This window comes from Mesorhizobium sp. J18 (assembly GCF_007829525.1).
In the GTDB taxonomy this organism is placed as follows: domain Bacteria; phylum Pseudomonadota; class Alphaproteobacteria; order Rhizobiales; family Rhizobiaceae; genus VLJP01.
Window position 1 is genome coordinate 1 of the sequence record NZ_VLJP01000058.1, and the last position, 13,635, is coordinate 13,635.

The 13,635-nt window shown below is 59.7% G+C and carries 17 protein-coding genes; 13 read left to right on the forward strand and 4 right to left on the reverse strand.

What is annotated here, in order from left to right; all coding sequences use genetic code 11:
• A partial coding sequence (locus L598_RS21650) for a hypothetical protein (RefSeq protein ID WP_210245021.1) occupies positions 1-265 on the reverse strand: 265 nt, incomplete at its 3' end.
• A gap of 111 nt (positions 266-376) precedes the next feature.
• On the opposite strand from L598_RS21650, the gene L598_RS17865 reads away from it, so the two are divergent.
• The 10 genes from L598_RS17865 to L598_RS17910 all read left to right on the forward strand — a co-directional run bounded on the left by L598_RS17865 (position 377) and on the right by L598_RS17910 (position 9,604).
• Positions 377-649, forward strand: a complete 273-nt coding sequence (locus tag L598_RS17865) for an alcohol dehydrogenase catalytic domain-containing protein (RefSeq protein ID WP_246658817.1) — start codon at positions 377-379, stop codon at positions 647-649.
• Between the two features lie 177 nt (positions 650-826).
• Positions 827-1,141, forward strand: coding sequence for a DUF1236 domain-containing protein (locus tag L598_RS17870; RefSeq protein ID WP_144864794.1), 315 nt, complete (start codon positions 827-829; stop codon positions 1,139-1,141).
• 19 nt (positions 1,142-1,160) lie between these two features.
• Positions 1,161-1,349 carry a hypothetical protein gene (locus tag L598_RS17875; RefSeq protein ID WP_144864796.1) on the forward strand — a complete coding sequence of 63 codons (189 nt, stop codon included), beginning with the start codon at positions 1,161-1,163 and terminating at the stop codon, positions 1,347-1,349.
• A 243-nt stretch (positions 1,350-1,592) separates the two neighbouring features.
• Positions 1,593-2,186 carry a cytochrome c oxidase assembly protein gene (locus L598_RS17880; RefSeq protein ID WP_144864797.1) on the forward strand — a complete coding sequence of 198 codons (594 nt, stop codon included), beginning with the start codon at positions 1,593-1,595 and terminating at the stop codon, positions 2,184-2,186.
• On the forward strand, positions 2,176-3,321 hold the full coding sequence (locus L598_RS17885) for a c-type cytochrome (RefSeq protein WP_246658818.1): 1,146 nt from the start codon (positions 2,176-2,178) through the stop codon (positions 3,319-3,321). Before L598_RS17880 ends, L598_RS17885 begins: the two co-directional genes overlap by 11 nt.
• A complete protein-coding gene (locus L598_RS17890) occupies positions 3,318-4,316 on the forward strand; it encodes a c-type cytochrome (protein WP_144864799.1) in 999 nt (332 codons plus the stop codon). The genes L598_RS17885 and L598_RS17890 overlap by 4 nt, the downstream gene beginning before the upstream one ends.
• A 37-nt stretch (positions 4,317-4,353) precedes the next feature.
• A complete protein-coding gene (gene ctaD, locus L598_RS17895) occupies positions 4,354-6,891 on the forward strand; it encodes a cytochrome c oxidase subunit I (protein WP_144864801.1) in 2,538 nt (845 codons plus the stop codon).
• 12 nt (positions 6,892-6,903) lie between these two features.
• Positions 6,904-7,290 (forward strand): hypothetical protein, encoded by a 387-nt coding sequence (locus L598_RS17900; RefSeq protein ID WP_144864803.1) that lies wholly within the window; start codon positions 6,904-6,906, stop codon positions 7,288-7,290.
• A gap of 49 nt (positions 7,291-7,339) precedes the next feature.
• On the forward strand, positions 7,340-8,500 hold the full coding sequence (locus tag L598_RS17905) for a DNA topoisomerase IB (protein WP_144864805.1): 1,161 nt from the start codon (positions 7,340-7,342) through the stop codon (positions 8,498-8,500).
• A gap of 231 nt (positions 8,501-8,731) precedes the next feature.
• Complete coding sequence (locus L598_RS17910; RefSeq protein WP_144864808.1) at positions 8,732-9,604, forward strand: SDR family oxidoreductase; 873 nt, start codon at positions 8,732-8,734, stop codon at positions 9,602-9,604.
• Positions 9,605-9,864: 260 nt separating this feature from the next.
• On the opposite strand, the gene L598_RS21510 is transcribed toward L598_RS17910, so the two are convergent.
• Positions 9,865-10,038, reverse strand: a complete 174-nt coding sequence (locus L598_RS21510) for a hypothetical protein (RefSeq protein WP_186445085.1) — start codon at positions 10,036-10,038, stop codon at positions 9,865-9,867.
• 300 nt (positions 10,039-10,338) lie between these two features.
• On the opposite strand from L598_RS21510, the gene L598_RS17915 reads away from it, so the two are divergent.
• Together L598_RS17915 and L598_RS17920 are read left to right on the forward strand one after the other, a co-directional pair.
• Positions 10,339-11,634 carry an NAD(P)/FAD-dependent oxidoreductase gene (locus L598_RS17915; protein WP_246658819.1) on the forward strand — a complete coding sequence of 432 codons (1,296 nt, stop codon included), beginning with the start codon at positions 10,339-10,341 and terminating at the stop codon, positions 11,632-11,634.
• Between the two features lie 156 nt (positions 11,635-11,790).
• Positions 11,791-11,994, forward strand: coding sequence for a hypothetical protein (locus L598_RS17920; protein WP_144864810.1), 204 nt, complete (start codon positions 11,791-11,793; stop codon positions 11,992-11,994).
• 48 nt (positions 11,995-12,042) lie between these two features.
• Here L598_RS17920 and L598_RS17925 read toward each other — a convergent pair whose 3' ends face one another.
• Positions 12,043-12,435: a hypothetical protein gene (locus tag L598_RS17925; protein WP_144864812.1), complete on the reverse strand. Its 393-nt coding sequence runs from the start codon at positions 12,433-12,435 to the stop codon at positions 12,043-12,045.
• A 255-nt stretch (positions 12,436-12,690) separates the two neighbouring features.
• Positions 12,691-12,894: a hypothetical protein gene (locus L598_RS17935; protein ID WP_144864814.1), complete on the reverse strand. Its 204-nt coding sequence runs from the start codon at positions 12,892-12,894 to the stop codon at positions 12,691-12,693.
• Positions 12,895-12,983: 89 nt separating this feature from the next.
• On the opposite strand from L598_RS17935, the gene L598_RS17940 reads away from it, so the two are divergent.
• Positions 12,984-13,484 carry a ferritin-like domain-containing protein gene (locus tag L598_RS17940; protein WP_281407415.1) on the forward strand — a complete coding sequence of 167 codons (501 nt, stop codon included), beginning with the start codon at positions 12,984-12,986 and terminating at the stop codon, positions 13,482-13,484.
• Positions 13,485-13,635 lie beyond the last annotated feature (151 nt).

A 13,635-nucleotide genomic window follows, 5' to 3' on the forward strand; every position in this document is an offset into this window, starting at 1 on the left:
CGCCTGCTTGCAGAGATGAAGGAGACATCCCCGCGATCCTCCCTCGAACGCTCAGGCCCCTCAATACTCGATTCAGGACAAAGAAAAACCGCGTAACTGCAAACTCGGTCGGCATGAGATCATCGCCACACTGCGGCAGCTGCCTTGTCAACGATAGTCGTCCCCACTCCGTCAGGATGATCACCGCATTGGCACCTTGCACAGCCTCATAGGGACAATCCAGCCAATCCACGTCGCTCAATTGTTCGCGGGCATTGCGGATCACCTTCGGATCGTGGGCACGTACCCGCAGAAAGCGAGACCAAGGACGGCGACTATGGCGCCTTTGGACAGAAAGCGCGCCGTCCTGGAAAAATTGCGGATAGAAAGGGTTCCCATGCCCATGCCGGAACCCGAGGAAATTCGTGTACGGCTCGACGAGTGCGGCGTCTGCTCTTCGAACCTCGAGCCATGGGCCGGTCCAGAATGGGTGCGCTTTCCCACCGAGCCCGGCGGATCAGGGCACGAGGGCTGGGGAACCGTCGATGCTGTCGGAAGGGACGTCGATGGAATCAGCATTGGCGATTGGGTAGCCGCGCTTTTTACCCACAGCTATGCCGAATTTGACATCAGCCAAGCGGCGAAAGTGGTCCGAGGGGGGGTAGGCTGATCGACCTCATGGAGCCGGACGACGAGGACGAGTGATCGGCCCGACAATCCTCATCGGAACATATGCCTCTCATCATAGTTGTGGGGCCGGTTCAAAGCCGATGCGGAGTGCGGACCAGACCGGTCGATTGCGGCTTCGTCGGTGACGACTCGTTCCAACGTTCATTGGAGTTTGATTATGAAAAACATACTGATCACAACGCTTGCGACCACGGCCCTCGCAGCCGGTCTGTCGATAGCCCAGGCCCAGACCGTCGTCGTGACGCCCGAACAGGAAACCGTGATAAGGGAATATGTCGTCCAGCAGGAAGTTGAGCCGGTGGAGATCGGCCCCGATGTAGAGGTTTCGGTTGGAACGACCATCCCGGACGAGGTCGAATTGCACGCGGTCGAAGCCGACGGGCTGGATGCCAACTACGAATATGTCGTCGTGGATGGACGGACTGTGCTCGTGGAGCCTGGCAGCCGGCGCATTGTCCACATCATCGAATAAGGGCTCTTTTCAGAGTCTCATGGCCACCTCATACGACAAGCGCAGGGACGAAGAGGGCCTGTGGGCAGTCTATGATGCGGAGAGCGAGGAGGTGGTGATCGTGGACGGGATGCCGCTGTCCGGATTGGACGAGGACGAAGCCAACGACGCCATCCCCCGCCTCGGCTCAGGAGAGATCACGCCGGACAACATTCCCGATACTGTATAAAAGACAAGCGGCTGGTTCGGGCAGGAACAATTCGCCATCCGGTATGTTCGGCGCAAGTGGCGGGAAGGTCCGCTCTTCAGAGCCCGTCCCAATGCGGTTCCCACCTTTCCCGCCACACTCGGGCGACACTCTCCCTGACCGCGGAGGAAGGCCCCGGCCACCCCAGGGTGACCGGGGCTGCCGCCGCCAATTCGTGTGGGCGGCACGGTCGGAACCAACACCCGGTTTGCGGGTTCCTAATCCATGCAGGCGGTCGGTCATCTTTCGTCGCAAATGCTGGTTCATATCCTTCTGATGAACGCCGTCGCCCCTTTTGTTGCGTTGGCGCTGAACAGAATTCCGTCCATTGGCTGGCAGGACGGACGGCACTTCCTCTTTCCCGCAATGGCCGTGCAGCTTGCTCTCCTGTGGGCATGGCACGCACCGCCTGCCATCAGCGCCGTTTCGCAATCGGGCGCATTGCATGGCCTGATGCAGGGATCCCTGCTTCTCGCCGCGCTGTGGTTCTGGTCCGCCGTATTCTTCATCAAGGATGACAGCCGCTGGCGCGCCATTCTCGCGCTTTTGCTCACGAGCAAGCTGTTTTGCCTGTTGGGTGTGCTGCTGGTCTTTGCTCCGCGGCTTCTCTATCCCGGCCTCCGCGCTACCTCCATGCACGGCCCGCATGTTTCCGGCCTGGGAGACCAGCAGCTTGCCGGGCTTCTCATGATCATCGCCTGCCCTGCCACATATGTGCTTGCGGGAATTGTTATCGCCGCACGATGGTTCGGCGATATGGATGCAGCAGCAACCGCAACGGAACGTGCGGGCCCCGGAGGAACGCCCCGTGCGTCTTAGGGAACTCAGGCTGCGGTTGTTCGTCAGGCATACCGGCATGCTTGTCACGCTGGCTTTCGTCGCCGGTGTCGTCTTCGTCTGGTCTGGGTTCTACAATGTCGCGGCCTCCCGGGACCACTGGGTCATCACCACCTGGATACTGGAGCAAGTACGCGTCCGGTCCGTAGCGACGTGGAGCTACTTCGTCGAGGACCCTCCGCCCCTGGATGACCCGCACAAGATTCGTCTTGGAGCGGCGCATTTCGAAGGCGGCTGCGTATCCTGCCACAGCCGTCCTGGCGAGCAGACAAACGCCATCGTGAGCCATATGCTTCCTCCTCCCCCCCTTCTCGACAATGCCCGGGAGCATCTGAGCCCGAAGGAACTTTTCTGGACCGTCAAACACGGTCTCAAATATACGGCCATGCCGGCCTGGCCCAGTCAGGCGCGGAACGACGAGGTCTGGGCGTTGACGGCCTTCCTGCTTGAACTGCCGGAATTGTCGCCCGAAGAATATCGACATCTGGCAGCCGTTGATCGTGTCGGGGACGGGCCGGATGACGGTGCCAAGCAAGCACGTGCGAGTGAAACGGTTGCCTTGACCCAATGCACGCGCTGCCATGGAGATGAAACATCGCCACCGATCAGCGATTTGATCCCCGCACTCGGCGGCCAGACGCAAGCCTATCTCGAGCGGGCCCTCGTGGAGTATGCTGAAGGAACACGGCCGAGCGGTATCATGCAGCCGGTTGCCGGGCTGCTCGGCGACGACGAGATTCGGAGCCTCGCGGCCTATTATTCGGAAACGGACATGACGGCGCCTCCCCAGGGCGACCCGGAAAGCATCACGCGAGGACGGGCTCTGGCACAGGAAGGTGATCCCGAGCGTGGCGTTCCGGCCTGTCTCGCCTGCCATTCCAGGAGCCGCTTCACCAGCTTTCCGAACATTGCCGGCCTTTCGCAAGGCTATATCGCCGCCCAGTTGAACGTCTGGCGAGATGGGGGGCGGGACTTGACGGTGCACGGGCAGATAATGGCACCGATCGCGCGCAGGCTGACCGATGAACAGGTCGAGGACGCCGCCGCCTATTTCTCCTCGGTCAATGCCGCCGAACTTCCCGGATCGCTGGCTGCAAGCTCGGCGGTGGACCGATGAGAAAGCCCGGTCCGCCTCTCATACTGGTTGTCCTGGCGCTGCTGGCGGCGGTAGCCGGCTGCTCAGGCACCCAATCGGCCCTCGAGCCAACCGGGGCGGAAGCCAGCCGCATCCACGCGCTGTTTTGGGCACTCACGATCTTCTGCGCCGCAGTTTTCCTGGGCGTAGCCGTTCTGGCTGCCATGGCCCTGTTCGGCAGCGGAACAATACGCAACCGTCTTGGCAGCGATCGTCTCGTCATCGGCGGCGGCATCGTCTTTCCCGTTGTCTCCCTGACGCTGCTGCTCGCATACGGCATCTATGTGATGAGCCTCGGCGGAAGCTCCGCTGAAGCCGGGGGCGGGCTACGGATTTCGGTGATCGGCGAGCGCTGGTGGTGGCGCGTTGTCTATCACACCCCCGACGGCCGTCGCATCGAAAGCGCCAATGAATTGCGCCTTCCTGTCGGGCAGCCGGTTCCCGTCGAACTGACATCGGCCGATGTCATCCACAGCTTCTGGGTGCCAAGGCTGGCCGGCAAGCTCGACATGATACCAGGCCGGACCAACACGCTCACTCTGGACATCTCCGAGCCTGGCATCAGCCGCGGGCAATGCGCCGAATATTGCGGCGGCCCGCATGCCTTGATGTCCTTCTTCGTAATTGCCATGCCGCAGGAAGAGTTCTCCGCCTGGTTGAACCGGGAAGCCGCCGCCGCCAAGACGCCGGAAACCGAAGACGAGATTCAAGGTCAGAGTCTGTTCCTCGCCTCCGGATGCGGTGCCTGCCATGCAGTCCGTGGCTCCCAGGCAAACGGCGTGATCGGTCCTGATCTAACGCATGTCGGGAGCCGTCATTCGCTCGCGGCAGCGTCCTTGCCGAACAATGCAGGGGCCTTCATGCGCTGGATACGCGACGGCCAGCATATCAAGCCGGAAAACCTGATGCCGCCCTATGGCATTTTCACCGAAACCCAATTGCGGCAACTCTCGGCATATCTGGAGAACCTCGAATGAAGGCTCTTTCGCTGATCGTTGGCCCATGGTGAACCGAATGCAGGATGTCGCTCGCCAACAACTTCCCAATCCTGAGCCCCGCCCCGTGGGGGAATTGAGGGAGCTCGAACGGATATGGGAGACGCCAAAGGGCTGGCGCATCGTCACCGCCGTCAACAACACCGTAATCGGCGTCTTCTATATCGGCATCGCCTTCCTGTTCTTCCTGCTGGCCGGGATATTGGGGCTGCTGATGCGCACGCAGCTCGCCGTCAGCGAGAACGACTTCATAGGCCAGGACCTCTACAATCAGATGTTCACGGTCCACGGCACGACGATGATGTTCCTCTTCGCCGTGCCCGCCGTGGAAGCGCTCGGCGTCATGCTCCTGCCGCAGATGCTGTCGGCTCGCGACCTGCCTTTTCCTCGCCTCAGCGCCTTCGCGGTCTGGGCCTATGTGGTCGGCGGACTGGTGTTCTTTTCGACCATTCTCTACGACCTGGCGCCGAAAGGCGGCTGGTTCATGTATCCGCCGCTGACGCTCAAGGAATTTTCGCCCGGCGACAATGCCGATTTCTGGCTGCTTGGCATCGGCTTCATCGAGATATCGGCAATCGCCGGAGCCATCGAGATCGTTGTAGGCACGCTGCGCACAAGGCCACCCGGCATGTCGTTGGCCAAGATGCCGATCTTCGCATGGTCGATGCTGATCTTCGCCTCCATGATCATGTTCGCCTTCCCCGCGGTGATCCTTGCCACCATGCTGCTGGAAATCGAACGCGCCTTCGGCTGGCCCTTCTTCACGGCATCGCTGGGCGGCGATCCGGTTCTGTGGCAGCACCTGTTCTGGTTCTTCGGCCATCCGGAGGTCTATATCATCTTCCTGCCGGCCGCCGGGTTGGTGTCGATGATCGTTCCAACCATGGCACAGACGCCGCTGGTCGGTTACCGGCTGATCGTGGTGGCGCTGATCGCGACGGGCTTCTTCAGCTTCGGCCTCTGGGTCCACCACATGTTCACGACCGGGATTCCAGCGCTGAGCCTCGCCTTCTTCTCGGCCGCCAGCATGGCCGTGGCAATTCCGTCGGGAATCCAGGTCTTTTCCTGGATCGCGACGATGGCCGCAGGCCGCGAGCGCTTCCGCATCAATACCCCATCGCTCTTCATACTCGGGTTCCTGTTCATCTTCACGATCGGCGGGCTGACCGGTGTCATGGTCGCCATGGTGCCATTCGACTTCCAAGTGCACGACACCTATTTCGTCGTCGCGCATTTCCACTACGTGCTCATCGGCGGCATGGTGTTTCCACTGTTCGCGACATTCTATTACTGGGCACCCTCGGTCAGCAGGAACCAGCTTTCGGAGCGGCTCGGCCGCTGGGTGTTCTGGCTGATGTTTGCCGGCTTCAACATCGCCTTCTTTCCCATGCATCTGACAGGTCTCCTTGGCATGCCGCGTCGCGTCTGGACCTATCCGGAAGAGCTCGGCTGGGACACGCTCAACATGATCTCGACGGTGGGGTCCTTCATCCTCGCAGCCGGAGTGGGTCTTTTCATCATAGATCTGATCCGCCGCTTTCGACCGGGACCCGGTTCAAAGAACCCTTGGGGCGCCGGCACACTCGAATGGCTGCCTAACGGCAATTATTCAACGCGTAGCATCCCCCTGGTGACAAGCCGCGAGCCGCTGTGGGATCAGCCAAATCTCGCAGAGGATGTCGAGGCCGGACACTATTACCTGCCGGGCGCACCGACCGGCGGGAGGGAGACCATCGTCACCTCGCCCATTGAAGCCAAGCCGCAATACATCATCCAGATGCCGGGTCCGGGCTGGAGTCAGCTATTGGCCGCGCTCTTCACAGCCGCCTTCTTCCTGCTGCTCACGGTCAAACTGGTGACGATCGCCGTCATCTGCGGCGTATTCGCCATCGTCTTCTGCATCGTCTGGACCTGGCGTCTCGATCCCGGACCGTCAAAAGGCAATGTGGATATCGGCGGAGGCATAAGCCTGCCGACCTATATGTCCGGCCCTCAATCGCATTCCTGGTGGGCCATGGTCGTGCTGATGTTCGTCGCCGCCTCGCTCTATCTCGCCTATGTCTTTTCCTATCTCTATCTGTGGACCATATCGCCGCAAGTCTGGGCGCCAGCGGGCTCGCCGGCCCTGCCGCCGATCCATTGGCCCGCGGCTGCGGCCTTGCTACTCATCCTCGGATCGGGACTCATCTGGATCGCCCACCGCCTCTTGCCCAAGCCCGGAAGGTTTTCCGCCGCAGTGACGACGCTGATCTTCCTGGCCATCGTCTGCCTGGTGGGATCAATAGCCGTCGAAACCGCCGGCCACTGGCAAAGCGGCCTGTCGCCCTCACAAAGCAGCTATGGCGCGATGGTCTATATGAGCATCGTGCTGTTCGGGCAGCTCGTATTCGCCCTCGTCATCATGGGTTTCTTCGTCATCGCGCGGCATGTCGCAGGCAAGCTCGACCGCGAACGGCGGGTCAGTTTCGAGAACATGGCCCTTCTCTATCATTACACCACGGCGCAATCGCTGTTCGGGCTGGCGCTCATCCATGGTTTTCCCAGACTGGTTGGCTGAGGAGCAGAGGAAATGAAAGCGGGAAACGATACAGGTCCCATCGCCGGCACGATCCTCTACCTTCTCGCCGGCCCCCTTATATGGGCGGGGCACCTGTTTCTCATCTATGGGCAGCAATCGGCTCTCTGCTCATTCCGCTTCACCGGCGTAGCGGATGTGGATACCTGGCTCATACAGGCGGTCGCCGGCGGCGTGACGCTGCTCGCAGCGCTCGCGCTTCTCTACCTGCTATGGCAGCCCGGGCAAGTCGCGCGCCTCTTTCGCGCGACCCCTCATATGGATGACGATCGTTCCTTCCATTCAAAGGTCATGCGTCTCCTGTCGGCGCTTTCCCTTGCAGGCGTATTGTGGGCGGGTGGCTCGGCCCTCATGCTCGATCCTTGCGGGCCTCTGCGCTGATTACAGGCAATCATCGGAACCAGAACCCGTGAAGCGGGTTTGAGGTCGAATGACCCGGGAGACGAAATGCTCCGCAAGCTCGATGCTCAACCCGCCTGACACTGCTCGCTCCGCCGGACTTGTCTATGTCTCCGACGAAGAGCCGGGCATCCACCGCAAGAAGGCTGGAAAAGGCTTCACCTACAAGACATCCGACGGAAAGACGGTCAAGAACAAGGCGATCCTCGAGCGAATCCGGTCACTCGCTATCCCGCCCGCTTGGACGGATGTCTGGATCTGCGTAGAGGCCAATGGCCACATCCAGGCGACGGGTCGCGACGCCCGGAGCCGAAAGCAATACAAATATCATCCCAAATTTCGTGAGGTCCGCGAGGAAGCGAAATTCGAGCATCTGATGGAGTTCGCGCAGCTTCTTCCGAAGATTCGAGCCAGGGTATCCGAACACATGTCCCTGCGCGGCCTGCCGCGTGAGAAAGTTCTGGCGACGACGATTCATTTGCTCGAAGCCACGCTCATCCGCGTCGGCAATGACGACTATGCGAAACAGAACAAGAGCTACGGTATAACGACCCTGCGCGATCCCCATGTCAGGATCAATGGGTCGGAACTGCGATTCCAGTTCAAGGGCAAGGGCGGGAAGACCTGGCGGCTGAAGATGACGGACCGCCGTGTCGCGAAAATCGTAAAGGCGTGCCAGGAACTGCCGGGACAGAGGCTCCTTCAATATATCGACGAAAACGGGGACCAGCAGGACGTCACCTCATCGGACGTCAATGACTACCTGCGGGAAATAACGGGGCAGGAAATCACGGCGAAGGACTTTCGCACCTGGGCCGGTACTGTTCTGGCCGCCTTGGCCCTGCAGGAGTTCGAAACCTTCGACAGCAATGCCAAGGCGAAGAAAAATGTGCGCGCCGCGATCGAAAGCGTGGCTGCACGGCTCGGCAATACGCCAACGATCTGCCGGAAGTGCTACATCCATCCGGAAATCCTGGATTCCTATGTCCGCGGCTCTCTTCTCCTTGACGTAAAGGAGAAAGTGGAATGCGAGCTGCGCGGAGAGCTCGATGGGCTGAGGCCGGAGGAGGCCGCCGTCCTCTCCCTGCTTCAGAAGCGGCTTGCCCGCGAAATGAAAAAGGCGAACAAGCCGAAACCCCGATACTCGCGCTTCGCTCGTGAAGACGGTGTCAGTGATCCGAAGCGGAAGTAACGGGTATTCCCGCCGGATCAAACGGCAGACTTCGTACTGAAAGCAATCGACCAAAAATTTCGGAACGATTGGACATTGCTTTTGTTTGAGACTTGTCGCCCATGCGCAGGCATCACCAAGGCAATCTCTGGCGTGGCCCAGTGGGTGCCGCGACCGGAACAAACAGCGCTTGCCTCCGGTTAGCAAGAACATCGCGCATGAAGCGGCTGGTATTGCCTTCAGGAGAGCCCGATGGAGAGAGATCCAACAACGAAATATCCGCGACCGCCAATGCCCGAGCAGCAGCAGGAGATGCCTGGCTATACGGACAAGATGAATCCGAAGCCGGATCATGGTGAAGACAGCTACAAGGGCAGCGGTCGGCTGAAGGACTGCGCGGCGATCATCACAGGCGGAGATTCGGGCATCGGCCGCGCAGTCGCAATCGCGTTCGCCCGTGAGGGAGCGGACGTTCTCATCTCCTACTACAATGAAGACAAGGATGCCGAAGAAACGGCGCGCTGGGTCGAGGAAGCCGGACGGAAGGCCATTGTCGTAGCCGGAGACATCCAGGATGAAGCGCATTGCAGATCGATGATCGACCGCGCCATGGAAGAATTCGGGAGACTGGACATCCTGGTCAACAACGCTGCTCATCAGGCGAGCTTCGAGAGCATCGAGGACATCAGCGCCGAGGAATGGGACGTCACTTTTCGCACCAATGTCTACAGCATGTTCTATCTCTGCAAGGCGGCAATCCCGCGCATGCGGCCCGGCAGCACCATCATCAACACCTCATCCATCAACGCCACCGACCCGTCGCCCAGCCTGCTCGCCTATGCAACGACCAAAGGTGCGATCGCCAATTTCACCGCAGGATTGGCTGGCCTTGTCGCCGGCAAAGGCATCAGGGTCAATGCGGTTGCCCCCGGCCCGATCTGGACGCCGCTGATCCCTTCGACCATGCCGATGGAAAAGGTGAAGAATTTCGGGCAGAACACGCCTATCGGGCGCGCCGGACAGCCGGCAGAACTGGCCCCGGCCTATGTGCTCCTGGCATCGCAGGAATCGAGCTACATGACCGGAGCCCTGATCGAGGTAACCGGCGGGCGGCCGATGATCTGAGGCACCATCTACGGGATGGCTCATTCCTTGCGCCGCCCAGATCAATCGAGTTCACGGACCATCGCGGCCTCCCCCTCCAATATGGAGGCCACTTCTTCGCGATCGAGATGCGTCAACAAAGAATGACTCAGCAGTCCAGGTAGGTGAGGAACGGCGCAGAAATTCCTTCGCTTCTGCTGTGCCAGCCGAGCCGTTCGATGTCGTCCTTTTCCGTCTTGGTGGTGACACCTTGGGCTTGTCCGCCGGTTCGGCATCTTCCGTCATTGGCGTGGCTCGTCTCCCTCCGTGACGTTCGCGCGCGGCTCGAGGGTCTCGCTTGGGGCGTTTGGCTCCGCCGCTCGTTCGCCTTCATTGTCGACCGGGGCAGTGAAAAAGCCGCCGCTGTAGACCACGACGATCACCGTCAGCGCAACGATCACCGCTGCAATGATCATGGCGACAACCTCAGTTCTCCGTGTCGGAGGGGGAACTCCTTTCTGTCTGGTTTGTTCTCTTGCCATTGCAGTTCCTCGATCTGCCTTCCTCGGCCGGCTTGCGATCCGAACCGAAAGAATTTGCCAATGTTCCGATTTCAGTGGAAGATTCCAAGGATCTGGATGGACGAGTAATAGGAACAGTTGTCCTCAGCTTCTGTTCAGAACATCAATGGATGGTGAGGGAGCGGGCGAGAAGCGTTGAAATCCAGGACAGATGTGCGACACGAAGCTATCCAGAATCCGACCCCAAAAAATCCAGTGGCTCGCGTCGTGATCATTGGAGCCGGGTTTGCCGGCCTGGAAGTGGCCAAGGCTTTGGGCAAGGCCGGCATAGCAGCAACGGTTGTCGATCGCCGCAACTATCACCTCTTCCAGCCCCTGCTCTATCAGGTCGCCACCGCAGCGCTTGCCGCAACGGACATTGCAGAGCCGATCCGCAAGATCCTGAGACCATACCCGTCAGTACAGGTGCTCTTTGCTGAAGTTGTCGGCATAGATGCTGCAGCCAGGAAGATTCGTCTCTCAGATGGTAAAAGCCTCGGCTACGACTATCTCGTTCTGGCGGCCGGCTCCCGCACGTCATATTTCGGCAATGACAAATGGGGCTCCCTTGCCCTTGGGCTGAAATCGATAGAGGATTCCCGCCGCATCCGCTCCGAGTTGCTTCGGGCCTTTGAAAATGCCGAACGTGCCTCCGATCCGGCAGAGCAGGATCGTCTCATGTCTGTCGCCATCATAGGCGGCGGCCCGACGGGCGTCGAACTGGCAGGATCCATTGCGGAATTGAGCAGGTTCACGCTGGCTCGCGATTTCCGCCGTATCCGGCCACAAGATGCCCGGATCATGCTGATCGAAGGTGGGCCGCGCCTGCTTCCCGGCTTCTCCCGGAAGCTTGCGGACTATGCGCGAGCACGTCTGCAGAAGCTCGGCGTGATCGTCGAGACGAACCAGACGGTGGATTACATAGGCGAGAAGGAATTCGGCTTTGCCGGCAAGAAAATACCGGTCGGACTCGTCATTTGGGCAGCAGGTGTCGGACCGTCTCCGTTGGGGCGAATGATCGGCAGCCCGACAGACAGGGCCGGCCGTGTCGTCGTCGGGCCCAATCTCCAGGTTTCCGGCCAGTCCGAGATTTTCGCGCTGGGCGATATTGCATATCTGGAGGACGAGGACGGCAAAGCTCTGCCAGGCCTGGCGCAGGTGGCCAAGCAACAGGGCATCCATCTCGGACGGGGCCTCGCCGACTTGATAATCGAAGGCAAGCCGATCCAGCCCTTCAGATACCGGAGCCGCGGCAATACGGCCATTGTCGGCCGCCACGCGGCGATCTTCGAAACGGGACGGTTCTCCCTCAAAGGGTGGTTCGCCTGGCTCGCCTGGGCTGTCATCCACGTTTATCTTCTGGTCGGGTTCCAGCATCGCGTGATCGTCACCACACAATGGCTGTGGCGATATCTTACTTACGAACGAGGCGCGCGTGTCATCGCTTTCGACGATCTCGACCATCGTGGCTCCCGCACGAAGATAGATGCTGATCCCACGGCCAGCCTGTGAGAAGAGCTTGGGCCAGCCTTTCACTGGATGATGTGCCCTTTCGGTCGCACGGAGAGAAAAATTCCTCGATATGAGCAAGGCTGCCTTGCAAATAAAGGATAAACGCTCCATTCAAGACATAAGAGGGGAGTCTTTTATCTATGATGGGCGCCGTGCATGGAAGAATTGAGCAAGGAGGCAAGGAAAGATAAAGGCCTCGAGGAAAAGGCTTCTATTATTGGCGGCGGCTTTCCGCCTGATATCGCAGTCCTTTTGAGCGAAATAGAGCGTGAACCTGTTCCGGAACGACTTCTTGTCCTCGCGGAGAGACTTCAGGCTGCCCTCGTTGAACAGCGGAAAAACGGGCAGTCCTTGAAATAGGCACTGACAGTTGGTTTGCCCGTCCGGTGTGATCATTTCCGGCTGTGCTCAGGTTTCGCCGAAACGACCTCCCTCACGCGCCGGATCCTTGCCTAAGACCCGCTCTGTCTGATCGCCCGGAAGAGCCTGATCCGATTTCTGATAGTAATTGTCATCATCGTTATCCGGAGCCGAGACAAACGGATCGCGCTCTTCCGCAGCCATTGGGGCAACGGTGAGATCCCTATCATCTGCCGCAACGGTGTCATCGGGATTGTCGGACGAGGCGACGTGAAGGAGAAGCACCTTTGCTTTCTCGATGATCTGATGCGGTGAGTGATCCGTGACCGATCCGGCCATCCGGACCTCAACCGATTCTCCGCCCTCTCCCAGGAACGTCACCACTGTCCGCTCGCCGTCCGGTGCTTTGTCGGTCCCTACAAGTGTGTCGATGATCTGCATTTTTCTTTCCTCTTCTTCCCACCGCCTAACTGCTGGCTGGGAGGAAAGTTCTTGGCTGTGACGAAAAAACGTGGATTTGGCGGCCGATCAGCATGGCGGCGGCTCCACGCCCACATCGCGGGCAGCCCGGCGGCAGAGACAGACCTCCCGCTCCGGCTGTTTCTCGATGACGAAACCGGAACTGCTCAGTATGGCTTCTACGGCAGAACGGTTCGGGACGAACCAGTTGGCCGGATCCCCCGGAGTAGCTCTTCTCTATGAAGAACGGTTTCGGGAAGGCTCCGGGATGGGCTGCATCGAGTACCAGTCCGGAGGATCGATATCGCGGTTCTCCTGGCGTTCATAAACATTCGGCTCAAAGAAAGTGATGTCGTAGCCATAGCGCGACAGCGCGTGCAGCAGATAACCGCTGCAGAGGAACATTTCCCAAGGGTTACGGTTGGGATCAGCGAAGCGCACCGGTGCGCTCCCAGTAAGTGCAGTTCCTCTCAGAGCCGGTGCGTCTCCCCTATTGCCGATACTCAGACAAGGAGCAGAACATGGCAGACATGAATGATCGACTGGATCAATGGCTGCGTGACGCTCATGCCATGGAAACCCAGGCTGAGGCCATGCTTAGTGCTCAGGCGAAAAGGATCGAAAGCTACCCTGCCCTGGGCGAGCTGGTTGAGCAACATTTGGCCGACACAAGGTCACAACGGGAACGCCTGGAAGTATGTCTTCAGCGTCGCAGCACTTCGACATCGGCCCTGAAGGACACTGCGGGCCAGGCCACGGCTTTCCTGCAAGGTGTTGGCGGCATGATGGCGAGCGACGAGATCGTCAAGGCGATCATGGCCAGCTACGCCTTCGAGCAAATGGAGATTGCGGCATACCGCATCCTGATTACAGCCGCCGAAACGGCAGGCGACGGCGAAACTGCGCGGGTCTGCCAGGAAATCCGCCGCGAAGAAGAAGAAATGGCAGCGCTGCTCATGGAGCGCATACCGGAAATCACACAGACGTATCTCGCGCGCAACGAAGCTTCGCTGGCCGAAGCCAAACGCTGATCTTCGATCACTTCTGGCGGAACAGAAACCGAGCGTTCCGCCTCTTTGCCTTACACTTGGCTGTTTAATTTGTCATGTTGAGGAACCTGGTGGCTTGTTTGACATTACCTTTGGGAGGAGCGCGTGGGGCTTGCCTGCTTTGAGATGTGAA

Coding starts and splice junctions, on each gene's coding strand:
- L598_RS17940 (WP_281407415.1), top strand. CDS start 12,984: ATGAATGATCGACTGGATCAATGGCTGCGTGACGCTCATGCCATGGAA.
- L598_RS21510 (WP_186445085.1), bottom strand. CDS start 10,038: ATGATCATTGCAGCGGTGATCGTTGCGCTGACGGTGATCGTCGTGGTC.
- ctaD (WP_144864801.1), top strand. CDS start 4,354: ATGCAGGATGTCGCTCGCCAACAACTTCCCAATCCTGAGCCCCGCCCC.
- L598_RS17890 (WP_144864799.1), top strand. CDS start 3,318: ATGAGAAAGCCCGGTCCGCCTCTCATACTGGTTGTCCTGGCGCTGCTG.
- L598_RS17910 (WP_144864808.1), top strand. CDS start 8,732: ATGGAGAGAGATCCAACAACGAAATATCCGCGACCGCCAATGCCCGAG.
- L598_RS17925 (WP_144864812.1), bottom strand. CDS start 12,435: ATGCAGATCATCGACACACTTGTAGGGACCGACAAAGCACCGGACGGC.
- L598_RS17880 (WP_144864797.1), top strand. CDS start 1,593: ATGCAGGCGGTCGGTCATCTTTCGTCGCAAATGCTGGTTCATATCCTT.
- L598_RS17870 (WP_144864794.1), top strand. CDS start 827: ATGAAAAACATACTGATCACAACGCTTGCGACCACGGCCCTCGCAGCC.
- L598_RS17865 (WP_246658817.1), top strand. CDS start 377: ATGCCCATGCCGGAACCCGAGGAAATTCGTGTACGGCTCGACGAGTGC.
- L598_RS17905 (WP_144864805.1), top strand. CDS start 7,340: ATGACCCGGGAGACGAAATGCTCCGCAAGCTCGATGCTCAACCCGCCT.
- L598_RS17875 (WP_144864796.1), top strand. CDS start 1,161: ATGGCCACCTCATACGACAAGCGCAGGGACGAAGAGGGCCTGTGGGCA.
- L598_RS17920 (WP_144864810.1), top strand. CDS start 11,791: ATGGAAGAATTGAGCAAGGAGGCAAGGAAAGATAAAGGCCTCGAGGAA.
- L598_RS17900 (WP_144864803.1), top strand. CDS start 6,904: ATGAAAGCGGGAAACGATACAGGTCCCATCGCCGGCACGATCCTCTAC.